Raw genomic sequence first — 16,587 nt, 5'->3', positions numbered from 1 at the left:
GATGTTTTATAGCTATCTAAGCTCGAAAAATTCCATCTAGTAAGTGAGCGATTTATCATGGCCAGGTGATATTTTGTGGTTATTAAACACAGTGGGCGCTATCGACCTTGCCCCTCAATCCATAGTTGCTTATCATCTAGGCACAAGATTTGAATATTAGGATCAGTATGCGCTACATAGCATTGTTGTTGATGGGACTATTAGCCTCTCCGAGTTATGCCTTAACTCAAGTAGATATTTTTAGTGCTGAAGTTGCGATTAACGCTGAAGACAAACAGCCAGAACAAGTGGCAAGAAATACAGGTATGGAGCAGGTATTGATACGTGCGACAGGCCAAACTGATGTCGCTTCGAATGAGACGATTCAAAAGGCGATGCGTAAGAGTTCGCAATACATGTCTCAAATGAGTTTTGGCGAAAGCAATGACCAATCAACATTGCGTATGCGCTTTAACGGTGCACAAATCCGTTCTCTACTGACTCAAGCACAGTTACCGTACTGGCCTGACACGCGTTCAAACATCCTTGTTTGGCTGGTGGAAGAAGACAACTACGACAAGAATATCGTGTGGGAACACTCTAACTCAGAGTTGGCTGCTGGCTTACAAGCAAACGCAAAAGAGCGTGGCTTGCCTTTGACTCTGCCTGTGGGTGACTTTGACGATATTACGGGCATTGCGACTTCTGATTTGTGGGGCAGCTTTGTTACGCCAATCAGTCAAGCAAGTCAGCGTTACCCTGTTGATGCTGTGTTGGTGATAAAGGCTCAATCTTCAGGTTTACGTTGGACTCTATACGATCAAAAGCCAAGTCAATTGACGAGCGCACCAACATCGCCTGTAAGTGGTTCTTTATCAGGTAATAGCGCAACGACTTCTAAGAAGTTAGTCGACCAAATCAGTAATTACTACGCAGGTAAAAGTGCTGTGACGGTAGCGAGTGAGTCATCAGAATCGATTTTAACGCAGTTTATTAGCCTGAATAATGCTCAAGACTTCTTCCAGTTGGAGAACGCACTTAAGCGTCTAAACTCGGTGGCAAGCCTAGATATTCTGAAGATTCAGAACAACGAAGTAACTTTCCGAATTCACTTACTGTCGACTCAACAAGAGTTTGAGCAAGAAGTAGCAAGTATTCGCCAAGTCGCGAAGGTTGAAGAATCTTACATTGAACCCGAAGTGAGCCCTGAATTTGAAACTCAAGACAACACCATGTCTGTAGGTGATGATTCAACAGACGCTGCTGAAGTCGTTGGTAATGAAACTGAATCAGGTGTAGAAGTGATTAAGGGCAACGAGGTATCAATAGATACCGAGCTAACAAACACGCCTGACGCAACGTTAGAGGAATCTAGCACAGAAGATCTAACCATAACTGCGCCAGTACATGCTAAGCCAAGCTTGGTCTACGAGTGGGTTCGTTCATAATTGTCAGCAGACATGATTGATTGAAATTAAAACATGAAAAAAGCCCTGCAAGAGCAATCTCGCAGGGCTTTTTGTTTATCTAACGTCAGTTCAAGAGTAACGAATCAATACTACTGTTCGAATTTCGCTTTCTCTTTCTTCTCTACTTCAGAAAGACGCTTCAACTTGATGCCTAACTCTTTGGCTCTAAAGCGAGTAAATAATATATTGCCCGCGAAACCTAGAGTCGTCAGAAGCAGTTCTACAGCCGCTAATAAACGTTCACCATCGTCTACATACAAGATAGTGAGTGCGTGTAGGAAATAGAGCATTAAGACGAAATTCGCCCAAGCGTGCGTATAAGGCTTACCTGCTAAAATGCCCGGTAATGGAAGTAACAGCGGTATAGCCCAAGCAATCGCTAGCGTGACATTACTGAGATGTGGGTGCGGTGAAAGTGTCATCTGCCAAGCCACTACCCAGAACAAAAGCGACAAGTTGCCCGCTAAAGCAAGGTAGCGAAATAGCTTGGTTTTGGGAGACATAGCCTTCTCTGGCATGTACATCATTGAGATATTCCCTTCTGATTTATTGCGATGCGCGCTAGGCGTTTGCCTAGGCTCTGAGCCAACTCAATCTCTTCTTTGCTAAGTGAAGCACTCTCTCCAGTACTGCTTGCACCATAAGGCGTGCCACCTGTTTGAGTGGTATGCAGTGCAGGTTCTGAGTAAGGGATGCCCACTACTAACATACCGTGATGAAGTAGGGGCAGCATCATGCTTTGTTGTGTCGTCTCTTGACCACCATGCAGTGAAGAAGAAGAGGTAAATACACAAGCTGGCTTATCAATGAGATCGCCATTGATCCACAGTGATGTTGTGCTATCCCAAAAGTGCTTCATCGGTCCGGCCATGTTACCAAACCAAACCGGACTGCCTAGCGCCAAACCATCACAAGATCGAAGCTCTTGTAATGACGCAATAGGATCCGTTGGTTGATGACGTGAATCAGGCTGTTCTTTTACCGTGTACACGTCGTTCACCGTTCTTAGCATGGCTTCACAGTCAGGGATGGACTCCACCCCTCGTGCAATCTGCCTTGCTAGAGCTTGTGTGTTGCCGTGACGACTGTAGTAAAGAACAAGGATGTTAATGCTCATATTGGATTATAGAATCTCTAGCACTTGCTCTGGTGGACGACCAATCTTTGCTTTGTTGTTCGCGACAACGACTGGGCGCTCAAACAGTTTTGGATTGGTTGCCATCGCGGCGAAAAGATCTTCATCAGTTACCGAAGCATCACTAAGGTTTGCTTCTTTATAATCCGCTTCTTTGGTACGCATCATGTCACGAACACTGTCAAAACCCAGTTGAGTGAAAAGCACTTTCAGCTGTTCAACAGTCAAAGGGGTGTCTAAGTATTTGATTACCTCTGGTTGTACGCCGTTTTCTTGAAGTAGCTCTAAAGTTTGACGGCTCTTTGAGCAGCGTGGGTTATGGTAAATCACGACAGACATGGTTCTTCCTCATTATTATTTTTGATTTAGTTGTTTAGCTGAAGCCACAAGAGGTGACTTCTTTTTTGTAACGTTGAGCTTTCTTACTACTTTGGTAACGAGCGGCCACCAATAATCATATTATTGTAGCGACAAGAAGCGTTCTCTCTGAATCATTAGCTGATCAATTCGAGCGTCGTAGCGTGCTTGTTTTAGGCTTCCTAATTCTGCGATTTGGCTCGCCTGCGTATAGTACTGAATCGCTTTGTTCCAGTTGGCTTGGAGAGCCAAAATTTCGGCGCGAGCGGCAAGATCTTCGTCGCTGTTTCCAAGGCTAGTGTTCGCTTTTGAAAGCAAGTGCCAGCCGTTGGTGTCGTTTGGGTTATCGTGCGTATAGCGCTGTAATACGCGAACGGCTTCTTGCAGTTCTTCATTTTCAATCAGTGCATTGGCATAGTTGATTGTCAGAACCGGGTTGTTTGGTTGACGAACCAGTGCAGACTTGAGTTCTTTAATCGCAGTCTCAGGCTGCTTTTTCTCAATGTGTAGATCCGAAATCGCATCTAGATAAAACAGGTTGGTCGGGTCGCTGTTAATCAACTTGTTCAGAATTGGCTCTGCTTTGTCTAGTTTTTTAGAATCTAGGTAAACGAGTGCTTGACCATATTCTAATGACGGAACCAAGGCTTTCGGGGCTTTCTTCAGTTGACGCGCAAACCAATCAAGAGCTGCATCGTTATTAATGCCGGCATAGCGCGCAACAATACGGGCTCTTGCTAGGTGGTAATCCAGTGATGGAGCCAATTTCAGTGGTGGATAGCTACGAGCACGAGCACGCGAATCGGTAATTCGGTCTTCTGGCAATGGGTGAGTCAGCAGCATTGGCGGTGGTGTGCTTGCGTAGCGGTATTCATCAGCCAAACGGCCGAAGAAACGCGGCATTGCATTTACATCAAAACCAGCTTTTGCCAGCGTGTTGATACCAAAGCGGTCAGCTTCTTTTTCATTACTACGTGTGTAGTTGATTTGGCTTTGCATATTACCCGCAGTGGTTGCTGTTAGGGCTGCAATGCCAGCTTCAGGAGCTGCAATCGCCAGTAATACAGAGGCCGCTAGTGCCGCAATGGTTGCAGGAGAACGGCGAGCTTGATCTTCCATACTACGCGCTAAGTGACGTTGAGTTACGTGCGCGATTTCGTGCGCTAATACTGAAGCCAATTCACTTTCAGATTGTGCATGCAGGAACAGACCTGAGTGCAGAGCAACATAACCACCAAAGAAAGCAAAGGCGTTGATGTTGCGGTCACGGATCATAAAGAACTGGAAAGGTGTCTTTACATCATTTGCGTTCGCGACCAGACGGTGGCCAAGCGTATCAATATACAGGTTTAGAACTGGGTCGTTTACGATAGGCTGGCTGCTTCTGATGATGCGCATGTAGGCATCACCATAGATAAGTTCTTGGTCGATAGTAAGTGTGCCGCCAGCAGCGGTACCTATATCTGGTAGCTCCAAACTATTGGTATTCGCCAATGTTGGGGTGCTTAATGTAGCTGCGATGCATAAGCAAGCAATTGAGCGAGCGCGTTTAAACATATTAGTCAGTAATACTCCGTTTCTTCTGACAGTAAGACAAGTGCAATGCAAATTGGTTCTTTATCTGGTTTAACCTTTGCCAAGAGCGTGCGCTATCATGAAGGAAGATGAATGAATGATGGCGCGTTTTCAAAAACAGATTACAATACGACCCTTATAATAAGCATCGAGCTCAAGAATGACACCTAATATTCTAGATTTACGCCAAGAGCGCTGTCCAATGGCGCTATTATTAGCCAAGCGTCACAGTGTAAAGTTAGAAGTAGGGCAATCATTGTCAATTTATGTCTCTGATAACAGCTCGATGAAAGATATTGTTACTTTTTTGTCTAAGCAAGCCTATGACGTCATCACTGAGGTTTGCTCTAATTACCATCATCTCCTCGTCACTAAAAAGGAATTGCAGTCAGATGCTTGAAATGGTCAATCGTTGGTATAAACGACGTTTCTCTGATCCACATGCTGTCAGTTTGGTTGCCATCATTCTCTTCGGCTTTATTACGATCTACTTCTTTGGTCACCTCATTGCGCCACTCTTGGTTGCCATTGTGTTGGCTTACTTGCTTGAGTGGCCTGTTACACAACTTCAACGATTCGGTGTTCCAAGAACGCCCGCGGTGATGTTGGTTATCATGATGTTCTTTAGCGTGATGCTACTTGCGATCTTTGGTTTAGTACCAACTATTTGGGAACAAGTGGGTAACCTAATCAATGATATTCCAAGCATGTATGGCAGCTTACAAAATTTCATTGCGACGATTCCTGAACGCTACCCAGAATTAGCAAACCTACAGATCGTTGAGTCGATTATGTCTAACGCGAAGAACAAAGCGTTAGGTTTTGGTGAAAGTGTTGTCAAAGGCTCTCTTGCTTCTCTTGTGAGCTTAGCGACCTTAGCGGTTTACTTGATTCTCGTACCACTGCTGATCTTCTTTTTGTTAAAAGATAAAGAAGAGATGATCAGAATGGCGAGCGGTGTACTTCCTCGAAATCGTCGTTTGGCGACCAAAGTATGGGAAGAGATGAACCAGCAAATTTCGAACTACATTCGCGGTAAAGTCTTAGAGATTTTAATCGTTGGTGGTGTGAGCTACGTAACCTTCGCAATTCTGGATCTGCGCTATTCAGTTTTGTTGGCCGTCGCCGTTGGTTTTTCGGTACTGATTCCTTATATCGGTGCCGCAGCTGTGACTGTTCCTGTGGCGATTGTTGGCTTATTCCAATGGGGATTAGAGCCTCAGTTTTATTGGCTGCTTCTCTCTTACGGTATAATCCAAGCACTCGATGGCAACGTGCTTGTTCCGGTTCTTTTCTCTGAAGCGGTGAACCTACACCCAGTGGCAATTATTGTTGCCGTGTTAGTGTTTGGTGGCTTGTGGGGATTCTGGGGGGTGTTCTTTGCTATCCCGTTGGCAACGTTAGTTAAAGCAGTTTGGAATGCCTTACCGAGTCATGCATTAGACGATGATCCTGAACATCAAAAGTAATTGATCTTATTATAGAAAAGGGCCGAACATCCATGATGTTCGGCCCTTTTTACTCTTGGCTAAATCATTAGCTTAATGAGTGTTGGTCTTGTCTTAGAAGAGTGGTGAATCAAAGTCATTAACTTACTCAAATCGCCTTAAGCTTCTTGATTAAAGTAATCTAGAACCACTTCGTGGTGAGTCTTTGTTTTGAACTTGTTGAAGACGTGTTCAATCTGACCTTCTTCATCAATTAGGAAGCTAATACGGTGTAGACCATCATATATCTTACCCATAAATTTCTTTTCGCCCCAAACGCCAAACTGTTCAGCAACGCTGTGGTCTTCATCTGATAGTAGTGTGAAGTTTAGAGATTTCTTCGTAACGAAGTTTGGTAGGCGTTTTACTGGGTCAACACTCACACCTAAAACAACCACATTTAGGTCATCAAGCTGTGTTTTGATATCACGCAGGCCTTCAGCTTGCACAATACAACCTGGAGTCATTGCTTTTGGGTAAAAGTAGAAAAGTACTTTTTTACCTTTGAAGTCACCAAGAGATACGATATTGCCATCTTGATCTGGAAGAGAAAAAGCAGGAGCTGGAACACCAGCCGTTAGCGTATTCATGACATTTCCTTTTTAAAGACTGTTTTTGATAAAGTTGAGCGAGCCTTGGACTGATAGGCTCTGACACAGCGAATTGAATTCTTCTTGTAGCTGCATCAAATTACATTCTGATTGCACAGAAGCGGTAATAGAGATATGGAATTGGTCGTTATCGAGCTGAACTTTGGACTTATTGATGGTCTGCGCGCTAAGCGAATCGAGGCCGATGTTTCGGTCTGCAAAGAACTGAGTGAATTGCTCGGTTAGACCGAGTTTGTCGTCTGACTCAACGAAAACTTCTAGCGTGTAGGAGTTCTCAATAACATCATGAGGCGAGGTTCGCTTCATAATCGTAATCAAGTCGTGCTCTTGGCCAAGCAAGGGCAGGGTGGTTTCAACACGGGTTATGTTGTTTGCCTTTCCAGACAGTAGCATGATTAGCGTAAACTCTTCGCCAAACAGAGCGATACGGCTATCAATAATGTTACAGCCAGATTGGGTGACTAAATGAACCACTTGGTTGCATACACCTGGGCGGTCAGTGCCCACAGCTGTGATTACTAGATGTTGAGTCATAAAATCACGTCTCTTTATATTCCATTGATTCATGCATGTTAGCACAGTTAGCTCGTGGAATAAGCGTGCGTACGGGGCTTTTTATGAGGCATCTTGCTTCTCATACGTAACTAATGATAAGAATATCTAGAGTATTAAAAAGTGAGATAGAGTGATGAGAGCACAGCTTACTTGTTACTGACATCCAGTTAGGTGCTATCCGCTAGATTGAGCGCAGGTTACCTAAATTACAGGTATAACGCCGTTAGAAGTCGTTTTACCTCAAACATACGACAATATTTACTGCAGATGTTGCCGGTAAGCCACTTTAATGTCTTGTGTTTATTGATTGGCTTACAGTAACATGCAAAAAGAATAAATTAAGGGAGATAGACATGTTTTCAGGAAGTATCGTTGCGCTAGTTACGCCATTTAACGCAGATGGCGAAGTGGATTTCGACAGCCTTAAAAAGTTGGTTGATCACCATGTTGCTGCAGGTAGTGATGGTCTGGTTGCGGTTGGCACAACAGGTGAGTCTTCAACACTCACAATTGAAGAGCATGTCAAAGTCGTCAATAAGATCGTTGAATTTGCTGATGGTCGTATCCCGGTTATCGCTGGTACGGGTGCAAATGCAACTCACGAATCTGTTCTATTCAGCCGCTTGTTGAATGGTTCTGGTATTGCGGGCTGCCTGAGCGTAACGCCTTACTACAACAAACCGACTCAAGAAGGTTTGTACCAACACTACAAAGCAATTGCTGAAGTGAGTGACGTTCCACAAATCCTATACAACGTACCGGGTCGTACTGCGGTAGACTTGTTACCAGAAACGGTTGCTCGCCTTGCTGAGATCGAAAACATCGTTGCACTTAAAGATGCGACGGGTGATCTCGACAGAATTGCAATTCACCGTGAACTTTGTGGCGAAGACTTTATCTTACTAAGTGGTGATGACTTAACAGGTCTAGAATTTGTTAAGCGTGGTGGCGATGGCGTAATCTCTGTAACGAACAATGTTGCAGCCGCTGATATGGCAACCATGTTCAAGCTAGCGAAAGAAGGTAAGTTTGAAGAAGCAGAAGCGATCAATGAGCGTTTGATGCCTCTACATAAGAATTTGTTCGTTGAGTCTAACCCTATTCCCGTAAAATGGGCGGTTCATAAAATGGGTCTGATTGCTGAAGGTGGCTTACGTCTACCGTTGACTGAACTGTCAGAGCCAGCTCAACCTGTCGTTGCTCAAGCAATGTCTGAAGCGTGCATTTACTAAAAACGTATGAAGTGATGCCAAAGCGAACCTTTGGCATTTAGGAGTATAAATGAAGTATTCTCACCAGCTAGTGATTGGGTCACTGGCTGTTTTCGTTCTTACAGCATGTTCTGGCAGCCCGACTCAACGTCGCCAAGCCAAAGATGATTTCGAATACTTAGAAACACCTGAGTTTTCACAATGGCAATTGCCTGAAGATGCTCAACCTCAGTTCTACCCAAACTTTGACATTCCAAGCGGTGAGTTCGCTGGTGGTGTAGGTCCTGCCGTTGATATTCGTCCACCACAACAGGTTCTTGAACTGATCCCAGGTGCTCGTGCTGAGCGTCAAAACGGTGAAGTGACACTATGGCTTCTTCGTGCTGAAGAGGCAGACCGCGTGTGGCAAACGGCTGTAGATATGCTGGCTCAGCGTGGTATCGGTATTCGTGAGCAATCAGAGAATGATATTGAGACCGATTGGGTAACTTGGGTTTCTGAAGATGAAGACGTAGAGATTGGCAGTCGCTACTCTATTTCTCGTTTCCAAGCGAACAACCGTCATGGCTTCAAGATTAATCTGATTGATTGGCGCGAAGGCAATGAAGAGAAACCGATAACGGCAACCAATAAAGAGCGTTACAACGCGTTCTTGACGAACCTTGTAATGGCTAAGTACGATGAAAACCTTCGTGCTGAAGCAGCGTTGAAAGCGCAAGAGCTGGTGAAGCGTATTCCAATCTCTATGGGTGCTGACCGCAGTGGTTTCCCTGTAATTATTGCTCGTACACCATACAATGTATTCTGGCAGCGTCTGCCTAACTTGTTGCCTGAAATGGGCTTTGAGCTTGAAGAACGCAATCAATCTCAGGGTACGGTGAAGGCGAAGTACGCAGCACCAGATGATGAGTTCTGGGAAGAAATTGGCCTACAGCCTATCGACTTAGCGCCAGGCACTTATAACTTCCTATTTGGTGACCTTGGCAACCGCACGTCAATCAACGTAACGGATGCATCAGGCAAGCCAGTAGAAGAAGAGCTGCTTAAGTCAATGGTTCCGGTATTAGCGCATATTGCTGACCAGACCAAAGATGACAAAGAAGCGAAAGCTGAGTAGTAGCACTTAAGCAGTCACAGAGCTGATTTAAATTAGCCCTGTGATTAGCTAGAGCCAATAAAAAAGAGGACACAATGTGTCCTCTTTTTTTGTATTCGTTTTCAGCTGTTTATTGGTCAATCAGACTGGCTCACCAAAGCAAAAAGCTATGCGTCTTTACTGTCTTTGGACCCTTCTTTTTCAGCTTTCTCTTGGTTAAGTTTATCCAAGCGATTGAGCTTATCTAAGTCTCGCTCTGTTTTACCTCGACCAGTCAGATCCATATTCGCGGTCTGTTTGAGCGCGGCGATGTTACCCACCACAACGCTAACTACGATGATGATGATAACCCAAGGGTTTGTAAGCCACTCCAACATAAGCGCTCCTAATGGCTGATGTTCGCTACGAAGCGTGCGTAGATCTCATCTAGCTGCTCCATAATAATCTCATACCCTAATATTGGCTTAGATTGGAGTTGCTTGCCAAGTAAAGTGGGAGATAACTGTGATAAACATGACTCCGATACTTTGCGGTGGCTGATATGCCATGGTTCAATCGCCACGCCACCAAGGTCTTGGCTGTACGGAAAGAAGAACCCAAACTGCGCAGCATGAGCCGATAGCCATTGGTAAAACGCTTGCTGGTGGCCAGAAAGGTATTCCCATGGTTCTAATTGCAACTGTGTGCCTTCAGGTAAGTCGTTTCGAGCAAATACATCAAAGTCACAACCCCAATGGTGACGGCTCGCTCCAGGAAGAGCAGACCATCTCAAGATCGCCGATAACTTTTGATGCTCAGTCAGTGTGGAAGCATCAAGTGGTTGGCTCTCAGAATCTAATATTGGAGCTTCACCAGAAAACTTACGGTTCCAAATTAGAGATTGCCTTTCGTAGTCTCGAAAGCCACTGGCAATCTCCATTTTGAACCCCGCGAGTTGAGCAGCTTCAATCAAATGGTTTAGATCATCTTTGACCTCGCTGTGAACCAAGAAGGTCTTGGTGCCAATGAGGCTAGATTCCAAGTGAGAATCTGATTGTCCGGTAAGCTGCTCTGGTGTCATAACGTGTCTCTCAAGAATTAGATGCTATGAATCGCTGGTTGAAGAACTATTTGGCAAACAGGTTCACTAATGTTTTTTCGTACATGTCAGTTAGCTTCTCTAAATCCGCTACTTTCACGCACTCGTTAACTTTGTGAATCGTCGCGTTTACGGGGCCTAGCTCTACCACTTGTCCTTTCATACGTGCAATAAAGCGACCATCAGACGTACCACCAGTCGTGAGAAGTGCTGGTTTCACATTATTCACGTCACCTACTGCATCAACAATAGCATCAAGCAATGAACCAGCGTCTGTTAAGAACGGGTCGCCATTGAATGTCCATTTTAGGTCGTACTCGAAATCGTATTTGTCGAGTATTGTTGTGATACGTTCAACGATGATGTCATTGCTCAACTCTGTGCTAAAACGCAGGTTAAATTGAACGTTAAACTCACCGGGAATGACGTTTGATGCGCCAGTGCCCGCGCTTACATTTGGAATTTGGAAACTCGTAGGTGGGAAGTAATCATTACCTTTGTCCCATTCAGTTGTTGCCAACTCGTTGATTGCTAGCAGAGAGCTGTGTACTGGGTTATTTGCTAGGTGAGGGTAGGCAACATGACCTTGTGTGCCTTTAATCGTTAGATCGCCAGTGATAGAGCCACGACGGCCGTTCTTCACGACATCACCCACGAATTCCGTGCTTGAAGGTTCACCAACAATACACATGTCGATGTTCTCACCACGAGCCATCAGTGTCTCAACAACACGTACGGTACCATTGATGAACGGACCTTCTTCATCTGATGTGATAAGGAAACCGATTGAACCTGAGTGGTCAGGGTGCTTGGCAATGAACTGCTCTACTGCAACAATCATTGAAGCTAGAGAACCTTTCATATCTGCAGCGCCACGGCCATGTAGGAAACCATCTACGATAGTCGGTTCGAATGGCTTGGTGTTCCACTGCTCAATTGGACCAGCCGGAACTACATCAGTGTGACCAGCAAAAGCAAACAGAGGTGCTTCTGTGCCACGGCGAGCCCAGAAGTTCGTCGTATCCTCAAATACCATCACTTCGATTTCAAAACCAAGTGCTTTTAAGCGTTCAATCATCAGGTCTTGGCAGCCTGCATCTTCTGGTGTTACCGATTGACGGCTGATTAGGTCTTTTGCCAGAGCCAAAGTTGGGCTATCTGTCATCCTTGAATTCCTTGTTTAAATAAAACGTCTAGTCGTGAATTTTTAGGGCGCTGATTCAATGATCAACGTCCAGTTGTCTGTCTATAAAAATACGACGATCTAAGAAAAAATAGCGGCGTATTGGTCGGCTTTAAATCCGATGTGAAGCTTACCCTCGACTTTTAAGATAGGGCGCTTGATCATCGCAGGCTGTTCAACAAGTAAAGCCACCGCTTTTTCTTCCGTTAAGGTGTCTTTCTGCTCTTGAGAAAGTTGGCGATAAGTCGTACCACGTTTGTTTAGCACAAGCTCCCAACCTAGCTCAGAGCAGAAGTTTGTCACTAGATCTTCTGTGATGCCTTGTTTGCGATAATCGTGAAATTCGAACTCGATACCTTCAGCTTCGAGCCATTTCTTTGCTTTTTTAATGGTGTCGCAATTTGGGATACCAAACATAGTGATAGTCATTATTCTTCCTTTGAGTGATTTTATTTCATTGTTATGAGTTGAATCCTATCAGGAAGCGGCAACTCAGACAAAATAGAGTGATGAATATTTCATAGAGTGAAAAAAAAGCGTAAGAAAATGTCACTATTGGAGACTTATTGATCAGCCTCAACATGTTGTCAGCGAAAAAAGAAATAATTGAGTTGCACATATATAGGAGGTGTCAATGGAGTTGAGTCCTGTTTTTGCAAGGCGGCTATATTTAGCATTGTTAGTGGAAAGCCTTGATAGGCCAAATGTGCCTAAACTCATCGAAAAAACGGGGTGGCCTCGTCGTACTATTCAAGATGTACTCAAGGCGTTACCGGGGATCGGTATCGAACTTATGTTTGTTCAAGATGGGCGACGTCATAATGATGGTTATTACCAGTTATCCGACTGGGGGCCATTTGACAGTCAATGGGTTATCCAGCGTAAAGGCGATATAGCAACAAGCCTTGGATTTAGTGCATAAGCCAGCGAAAGCTGGCTTTCTTTTGGGCGTAATAAAATCGAAGCATACCAATATGTCGATTTATTTGCTTACTCGCACAAGTAAGCCGTTCCCAACATGGTTACGGAAGTGGAAAAATCTTGAGGAAGTGTGAAGATCACAGTATCTGCACCTAGCTCAATCGTATTCGATTTGAGTTCATTCATAGCGCCTTGAATTAAGGTGTCATTCGGGAAAAACAGGTAACTGTACCAGTGGCCTTCGCTTCCAGTGACCTCCCCTTTATACTCGCACTGTTCGATATCAATGAGACCGTGATAATCCATTTTCACACTATCAGCTTCCTTGTGAGGCAGTGATGTTGGTGTTGTACAACCCAACAACATTCCACTTACCGCTAACGCTACCCATTCCTTTTTCATACGTTTGTCCTGTTATTTCATCAAATAAATCGCGAAGCCTATCCAGCTAGCGATTAATAGTAACCACGGTAATTTGCTGGCGTGATTTGATGTTGTTTCAACAATCGTGTCGACATTCTGTTCTTTGTTTTGATTAACTTGCTGAGTTTGCTTCTCTTTCTGCACTCGCTTTTTTGCTTTGTCGGCTTGGCGACTGCGTTCTTTTTGCTGTTTTTTATAGAGTGCGATGCCTTTCTCGATACCTTGAGCAATTAACTTAGTTTGTTCTTTGGTTTGAGCTGGCTTTTGTGTCGCTTTGGCTATCTTCAGTGCTTCTTGTTGAGATTCAACAGACGGTGTATTAGTTTTCTTTTTCATACTGAGTTCGATAATTAAAACGGATTAACTAATAAGATAACGCAAACCTAGTTAAGTATGAATGATTTGCGTTAAAGTGTTGGTTTGAAAACAAGTGAAAGTGAGATTTGTGCGGTACTCCATAGAACAATACGACAAGCACGGCTTTTTAAAAGCCCCAATCTTATTATGGTTAGGTTGGCTGTTTCTGGCGAAAGCTCTGGTTGTTTTCATTGTCGCAGGTGCAAGCCGAGAGTCGGGCACTGACATACTCGAAATTATCTATCCTGATCATCAGATGTTTTATGTCGGGATCGCGTTGAGTGTGCCCAGTTTGCTACTGATGTGGCTGTTTGGACTAAGATCTCCAGATAGAAAACGCCTCAATAAAGTTGTGTCTTGGGGGCGTTGGGTCACCATGACGGCTATTTTGGCGCAAGGTTCCCATACGATTTATTTAATCTATTTGGATAATGGATGGTTTCGTTGGTCCAATGGCATCACTTTACTGCTGCTATTATGGTTGTCGCTTTACCTTACTAATAGCCATGCTGCCAAGGATTGCTTTAAAATGGTTGAACACGAAGACTGATTCTCATCAAAACATTTGTCCCATTCCCAATTATACTTAGAAGCTAAAAAATGAAAGGATTAATCTATGCTTAACATCTCAAATGAGCAGCCTAAAATTCAAAGCGCTATCTTGCCAGAAGCTGGGCCTTTCGCTCTTTATGTTCAACTGAAAGTGAATGCTAACGCTGCTAATGTTTTAGCGGAACTTCAAAAGCTTCCGAGTTTAATCGACGAACTAAACCAAACTCAACCTGATGCGAACTTAACGGCATCAGTTGCTTTCTCAAAAGTTTTTTGGGATAAGTTTGAGCAAGCAGCCCCTGCTGATCTGATTGATTTTCCTGAGCTTGGTGAGGGTGATGTCACTGCGCCGAGCACTCTGTCTGATGTTCTGATTCACTGTCATTCAAACCGACATGACCTGCACTTCTTTATCTTGCGTAAATTGCTATCTGAAGTAGCGGCTGATGTTGAAGTGGTTGATGAAACGTATGGTTACCGCTTCCTAGACTCTCGTGACATGACAGACTTTGTTGATGGCACTGAAAACCCGAAAGACGTACAACGCGCTGAAGTAGCGATTGTTCCTGAAGGTGAATTCGCTGGTGGTAGTTATGTGATGGTGCAGCGTTTTGTGCACAACCTGCCAGCTTGGAATCGACTGAATGTGTCAGCACAAGAGAAAGTGATTGGCCGAACTAAACCTGACTCAATTGAGTTAGATGATGTTCCTGCAGCGTCTCACGTTGGCCGTGTAGATATCAAAGAAGAAGGCAAAGGTCTTAAGATTGTTCGCCACAGCCTACCTTACGGTACTGCTACTGGTGATCACGGCTTGCTATTCATTGCTTACTGTAATGTTCGTCATAACTTTGATGCGATGCTAGAGAGCATGTACGGCGCAACAGATGGCAAAACAGACCAACTGCTTCGCTTTACGAAAGCAGTGACGGGTGCTTACTACTTCGCACCTTCAATTGACATGTTGAGCGCATTAACGATTAAGTAAATCGTCTCATCTGCAATAGATAAAGGGAGCCTCAGGGCTCCTTTTTTATTAAAGCTTTATGTGAACTGGTCGATATAAGAGCAATCATGAGTTTTATTCCTCTTTTTGTAAGCGAAGGTCTATGGCTATAACTGTTAATACGAATGTCTCGGCGCTGGTGGCCCAGAGAAACCTCTCTAATGCCAACAACATGCTGAACCAATCTTTGGAGCGCTTAGCTTCAGGGAGCCGTATTAATAGCGCAAAAGACGACGCTGCTGGCCTGCAAATCTCGAATCGACTCGAAGCGCAGATGAGCGGTATTGATGTTGCTGTTCGAAATGCGAATGACGGTATCTCTATCATGCAGACCGCAGAAGGGGCGATGAATGAAACCACCAATATCATGCAGCGCATGCGAGACTTGTCACTGCAAGCGAGCAATGGTTCAAATAGCCAGTCAGAACGAACGGCTATTCAAGAGGAAATTACTGCCTTAAACGACGAGCTGAATCGTATTGCAGAGACCACGTCATTCGGTGGAAAAAAACTTCTCAATGGCAACTTTGGTAGTACGTCATTTCAAATTGGTGGCAGTTCTGGTGAAGCGGTTCAGATAGGCTTGAAAAGCATGCGTACCGATGACATCAAAATGGGTGGTTTCAGTTACGTTGCTAATGGCATGGCCAGTGATTCGTGGCAAGTTAAATCCAACCAGAATGATATGACTATGTCGTTTACGGATCGTTTTGGTCAGCCTCAAGAGATCACCATTAACGCTAAAGCGGGTGACGACATTGAAGAGTTAGCGACTTACATTAATGGTCAAACGGATCTCGTGTCGGCTTCTGTGAATGATGACGGACAGCTTCAGATTTATATGTCTGGTGAAGATACTGCGGGCACCATATCTTTCTCAGGTTCTTTAGCCAGTGAGCTTTCGATGTCGGCGGGTTATTACGAATCAGTCGATGACATCAACGTGACCGATGTCGGTGGTGCGCAGCGCGCAGTCTCTATTTTGGATACAGCGATGAAGTACGTGGATAGTCATCGTTCAGAGTTAGGGGCAATGCAAAACCGCTTTGATCATGCGATTAATAATCTTGAAAATGTTCATGAGAACTTGGCGACATCCAACAGCAGAATCAAAGATACCGATTACGCCAAAGAAACCACTCAAATGCTTAAGCAACAAATACTGCAGCAAGTGAGTACCACAATACTGGCTCAAGCAAAGCAGGCGCCGAACCTTGCCTTAACTTTATTAGGCTAATAAATTACCTCTAATCTTATAAAGACATTTTAGCTTAATCAGTCCATTTGGTTAATTAAAATACAAGTTTTCACTCGACTGACTTCTCGACAACTTTAGCGTTTTTCTAATCTTTTTTTGATAATTTTACTGCCAGTCACGCTTTCTTCTCCTTTATCGCTATTTCTTTAATTTTGTTGTTTTTTTCCTAAAGGTTTCGCCAATCACGCCGTTATTAAAAGTAACTTTGAGAGAACTACTTGGTTTTCCGAGACGTCGGAAACCGCTATACCGGAAAATCAATTGGAGAAATCACCATGGCAGTGAATGTAAATACAAACGTTTCAGCGATGACAGCGCAACGTTACCTAAACAA

At 44.2% G+C, this 16,587-nt stretch carries 21 protein-coding genes; 9 read left to right on the top strand and 12 right to left on the bottom strand.

What is annotated here, in order from left to right:
* The first annotated feature begins 167 nt into the window (after nt 1–167).
* Nucleotides 168–1,427 (top strand): DUF2066 domain-containing protein, encoded by a 1,260-nt coding sequence (locus tag BCT34_RS15655; protein ID WP_076656898.1) that lies wholly within the window; start codon nt 168–170, stop codon nt 1,425–1,427.
* A 110-nt stretch (nt 1,428–1,537) separates the two neighbouring features.
* On the opposite strand, the gene BCT34_RS15650 is transcribed toward BCT34_RS15655, so the two are convergent.
* From BCT34_RS15650 to BCT34_RS15635, 4 genes are all read right to left on the bottom strand, one after another.
* Complete coding sequence (locus BCT34_RS15650; RefSeq protein ID WP_061018583.1) at nt 1,538–1,975, bottom strand: DUF2069 domain-containing protein; 438 nt, start codon at nt 1,973–1,975, stop codon at nt 1,538–1,540.
* Nucleotides 1,972–2,565, bottom strand: a complete 594-nt coding sequence (wrbA, locus tag BCT34_RS15645; RefSeq protein WP_076656899.1) for an NAD(P)H:quinone oxidoreductase — start codon at nt 2,563–2,565, stop codon at nt 1,972–1,974. Before wrbA ends, BCT34_RS15650 begins: the two co-directional genes overlap by 4 nt.
* Nucleotides 2,566–2,571: 6 nt before the next feature.
* Nucleotides 2,572–2,922, bottom strand: a complete 351-nt coding sequence (arsC, locus tag BCT34_RS15640) for an arsenate reductase (glutaredoxin) (protein WP_076656900.1) — start codon at nt 2,920–2,922, stop codon at nt 2,572–2,574.
* 120 nt (nt 2,923–3,042) lie between these two features.
* Nucleotides 3,043–4,497 carry a M48 family metallopeptidase gene (locus BCT34_RS15635; protein ID WP_076656901.1) on the bottom strand — a complete coding sequence of 485 codons (1,455 nt, stop codon included), beginning with the start codon at nt 4,495–4,497 and terminating at the stop codon, nt 3,043–3,045.
* 178 nt (nt 4,498–4,675) lie between these two features.
* Between BCT34_RS15635 and BCT34_RS15630 the strand changes: the two genes are divergently transcribed.
* Both BCT34_RS15630 and BCT34_RS15625 read left to right on the top strand, forming a co-directional pair.
* Complete coding sequence (locus BCT34_RS15630) at nt 4,676–4,915, top strand: sulfurtransferase TusA family protein (RefSeq protein ID WP_076656902.1); 240 nt, start codon at nt 4,676–4,678, stop codon at nt 4,913–4,915.
* Nucleotides 4,908–5,984 (top strand): AI-2E family transporter, encoded by a 1,077-nt coding sequence (locus tag BCT34_RS15625; protein WP_076656903.1) that lies wholly within the window; start codon nt 4,908–4,910, stop codon nt 5,982–5,984. The genes BCT34_RS15630 and BCT34_RS15625 overlap by 8 nt, the downstream gene beginning before the upstream one ends.
* 137 nt (nt 5,985–6,121) lie before the next feature.
* On the opposite strand, the gene bcp is transcribed toward BCT34_RS15625, so the two are convergent.
* Together bcp and BCT34_RS15615 are read right to left on the bottom strand one after the other, a co-directional pair.
* On the bottom strand, nt 6,122–6,592 hold the full coding sequence (gene bcp / locus BCT34_RS15620; protein WP_076656904.1) for a thioredoxin-dependent thiol peroxidase: 471 nt from the start codon (nt 6,590–6,592) through the stop codon (nt 6,122–6,124).
* 12 nt (nt 6,593–6,604) lie between these two features.
* Complete coding sequence (locus BCT34_RS15615) at nt 6,605–7,147, bottom strand: glycine cleavage system protein R (RefSeq protein WP_017632494.1); 543 nt, start codon at nt 7,145–7,147, stop codon at nt 6,605–6,607.
* Between the two features lie 374 nt (nt 7,148–7,521).
* On the opposite strand from BCT34_RS15615, the gene dapA reads away from it, so the two are divergent.
* Nucleotides 7,522–8,400, top strand: coding sequence for a 4-hydroxy-tetrahydrodipicolinate synthase (dapA, locus tag BCT34_RS15610; protein ID WP_076656905.1), 879 nt, complete (start codon nt 7,522–7,524; stop codon nt 8,398–8,400).
* 49 nt (nt 8,401–8,449) lie between these two features.
* Nucleotides 8,450–9,496 carry an outer membrane protein assembly factor BamC gene (gene bamC / locus BCT34_RS15605; protein WP_076656906.1) on the top strand — a complete coding sequence of 349 codons (1,047 nt, stop codon included), beginning with the start codon at nt 8,450–8,452 and terminating at the stop codon, nt 9,494–9,496.
* A gap of 146 nt (nt 9,497–9,642) precedes the next feature.
* On the opposite strand, the gene BCT34_RS15600 is transcribed toward bamC, so the two are convergent.
* The 4 genes from BCT34_RS15600 to BCT34_RS15585 all read right to left on the bottom strand — a co-directional run bounded on the left by BCT34_RS15600 (nt 9,643) and on the right by BCT34_RS15585 (nt 12,165).
* Complete coding sequence (locus BCT34_RS15600) at nt 9,643–9,852, bottom strand: DUF2897 family protein (RefSeq protein WP_076656907.1); 210 nt, start codon at nt 9,850–9,852, stop codon at nt 9,643–9,645.
* Between the two features lie 8 nt (nt 9,853–9,860).
* Nucleotides 9,861–10,535 (bottom strand): M15 family metallopeptidase, encoded by a 675-nt coding sequence (locus BCT34_RS15595; protein WP_076656908.1) that lies wholly within the window; start codon nt 10,533–10,535, stop codon nt 9,861–9,863.
* A 46-nt stretch (nt 10,536–10,581) separates the two neighbouring features.
* Nucleotides 10,582–11,718 (bottom strand): succinyl-diaminopimelate desuccinylase, encoded by a 1,137-nt coding sequence (gene dapE / locus BCT34_RS15590; protein ID WP_076656909.1) that lies wholly within the window; start codon nt 11,716–11,718, stop codon nt 10,582–10,584.
* Between the two features lie 99 nt (nt 11,719–11,817).
* The gene (locus BCT34_RS15585) at nt 11,818–12,165 is read right to left on the bottom strand and encodes an ArsC family reductase (RefSeq protein WP_076656910.1); all 348 of its coding nucleotides are present in this window, start codon (nt 12,163–12,165) and stop codon (nt 11,818–11,820) included.
* 205 nt (nt 12,166–12,370) lie between these two features.
* Here BCT34_RS15585 and BCT34_RS15580 point away from each other — a divergent pair, with 205 nt between their 5' ends.
* Nucleotides 12,371–12,658 carry a helix-turn-helix domain-containing protein gene (locus BCT34_RS15580; RefSeq protein WP_004734273.1) on the top strand — a complete coding sequence of 96 codons (288 nt, stop codon included), beginning with the start codon at nt 12,371–12,373 and terminating at the stop codon, nt 12,656–12,658.
* Between the two features lie 68 nt (nt 12,659–12,726).
* Here the strand turns inward: BCT34_RS15580 and BCT34_RS15575 are convergent, their stop codons facing one another.
* Both BCT34_RS15575 and BCT34_RS15570 read right to left on the bottom strand, forming a co-directional pair.
* Nucleotides 12,727–13,059, bottom strand: a complete 333-nt coding sequence (locus BCT34_RS15575) for a DUF4156 domain-containing protein (RefSeq protein ID WP_076656911.1) — start codon at nt 13,057–13,059, stop codon at nt 12,727–12,729.
* 12 nt (nt 13,060–13,071) lie between these two features.
* Nucleotides 13,072–13,416, bottom strand: a complete 345-nt coding sequence (locus BCT34_RS15570; RefSeq protein ID WP_076656912.1) for a DUF2956 domain-containing protein — start codon at nt 13,414–13,416, stop codon at nt 13,072–13,074.
* Between the two features lie 109 nt (nt 13,417–13,525).
* Between BCT34_RS15570 and BCT34_RS15565 the strand changes: the two genes are divergently transcribed.
* The 3 genes from BCT34_RS15565 (at nt 13,526) to BCT34_RS15555 (ending at nt 16,232) form a co-directional block, all read left to right on the top strand.
* Nucleotides 13,526–13,987 carry a DUF2919 domain-containing protein gene (locus tag BCT34_RS15565; RefSeq protein WP_076656913.1) on the top strand — a complete coding sequence of 154 codons (462 nt, stop codon included), beginning with the start codon at nt 13,526–13,528 and terminating at the stop codon, nt 13,985–13,987.
* A 66-nt stretch (nt 13,988–14,053) separates the two neighbouring features.
* Complete coding sequence (locus tag BCT34_RS15560) at nt 14,054–14,977, top strand: Dyp-type peroxidase (RefSeq protein WP_076656914.1); 924 nt, start codon at nt 14,054–14,056, stop codon at nt 14,975–14,977.
* 121 nt (nt 14,978–15,098) lie between these two features.
* Nucleotides 15,099–16,232: a flagellin gene (locus tag BCT34_RS15555; protein WP_076656915.1), complete on the top strand. Its 1,134-nt coding sequence runs from the start codon at nt 15,099–15,101 to the stop codon at nt 16,230–16,232.
* The last annotated feature ends 355 nt before the right edge of the window (nt 16,233–16,587 follow it).

Origin of the sequence: Vibrio sp. 10N.261.45.E2 (assembly GCF_002875705.1) — a bacterium.
Classification (GTDB): Bacteria; Pseudomonadota; Gammaproteobacteria; order Enterobacterales; family Vibrionaceae; genus Vibrio.
Note: the sequence above shows the minus strand (reverse complement) of the source record. Positions and strands in the feature narration are given on the sequence as shown.

What these genes read in the sequence shown, in the direction of transcription:
- BCT34_RS15635 (WP_076656901.1), bottom strand. Translation starts at nt 4,497, where the DNA reads ATGTTTAAACGCGCTCGCTCAATTGCTTGCTTATGCATCGCAGCTACA.
- bamC (WP_076656906.1), top strand. Translation starts at nt 8,450, where the DNA reads ATGAAGTATTCTCACCAGCTAGTGATTGGGTCACTGGCTGTTTTCGTT.
- arsC (WP_076656900.1), bottom strand. Translation starts at nt 2,922, where the DNA reads ATGTCTGTCGTGATTTACCATAACCCACGCTGCTCAAAGAGCCGTCAA.
- wrbA (WP_076656899.1), bottom strand. Translation starts at nt 2,565, where the DNA reads ATGAGCATTAACATCCTTGTTCTTTACTACAGTCGTCACGGCAACACA.
- dapE (WP_076656909.1), bottom strand. Translation starts at nt 11,718, where the DNA reads ATGACAGATAGCCCAACTTTGGCTCTGGCAAAAGACCTAATCAGCCGT.
- BCT34_RS15650 (WP_061018583.1), bottom strand. Translation starts at nt 1,975, where the DNA reads ATGATGTACATGCCAGAGAAGGCTATGTCTCCCAAAACCAAGCTATTT.
- BCT34_RS15560 (WP_076656914.1), top strand. Translation starts at nt 14,054, where the DNA reads ATGCTTAACATCTCAAATGAGCAGCCTAAAATTCAAAGCGCTATCTTG.
- BCT34_RS15570 (WP_076656912.1), bottom strand. Translation starts at nt 13,416, where the DNA reads ATGAAAAAGAAAACTAATACACCGTCTGTTGAATCTCAACAAGAAGCA.
- BCT34_RS15575 (WP_076656911.1), bottom strand. Translation starts at nt 13,059, where the DNA reads ATGAAAAAGGAATGGGTAGCGTTAGCGGTAAGTGGAATGTTGTTGGGT.
- BCT34_RS15595 (WP_076656908.1), bottom strand. Translation starts at nt 10,535, where the DNA reads ATGACACCAGAGCAGCTTACCGGACAATCAGATTCTCACTTGGAATCT.
- BCT34_RS15585 (WP_076656910.1), bottom strand. Translation starts at nt 12,165, where the DNA reads ATGACTATCACTATGTTTGGTATCCCAAATTGCGACACCATTAAAAAA.
- BCT34_RS15555 (WP_076656915.1), top strand. Translation starts at nt 15,099, where the DNA reads ATGGCTATAACTGTTAATACGAATGTCTCGGCGCTGGTGGCCCAGAGA.
- dapA (WP_076656905.1), top strand. Translation starts at nt 7,522, where the DNA reads ATGTTTTCAGGAAGTATCGTTGCGCTAGTTACGCCATTTAACGCAGAT.
- BCT34_RS15630 (WP_076656902.1), top strand. Translation starts at nt 4,676, where the DNA reads ATGACACCTAATATTCTAGATTTACGCCAAGAGCGCTGTCCAATGGCG.
- BCT34_RS15655 (WP_076656898.1), top strand. Translation starts at nt 168, where the DNA reads ATGCGCTACATAGCATTGTTGTTGATGGGACTATTAGCCTCTCCGAGT.
- BCT34_RS15600 (WP_076656907.1), bottom strand. Translation starts at nt 9,852, where the DNA reads ATGTTGGAGTGGCTTACAAACCCTTGGGTTATCATCATCATCGTAGTT.
- BCT34_RS15615 (WP_017632494.1), bottom strand. Translation starts at nt 7,147, where the DNA reads ATGACTCAACATCTAGTAATCACAGCTGTGGGCACTGACCGCCCAGGT.
- bcp (WP_076656904.1), bottom strand. Translation starts at nt 6,592, where the DNA reads ATGAATACGCTAACGGCTGGTGTTCCAGCTCCTGCTTTTTCTCTTCCA.
- BCT34_RS15625 (WP_076656903.1), top strand. Translation starts at nt 4,908, where the DNA reads ATGCTTGAAATGGTCAATCGTTGGTATAAACGACGTTTCTCTGATCCA.
- BCT34_RS15580 (WP_004734273.1), top strand. Translation starts at nt 12,371, where the DNA reads ATGGAGTTGAGTCCTGTTTTTGCAAGGCGGCTATATTTAGCATTGTTA.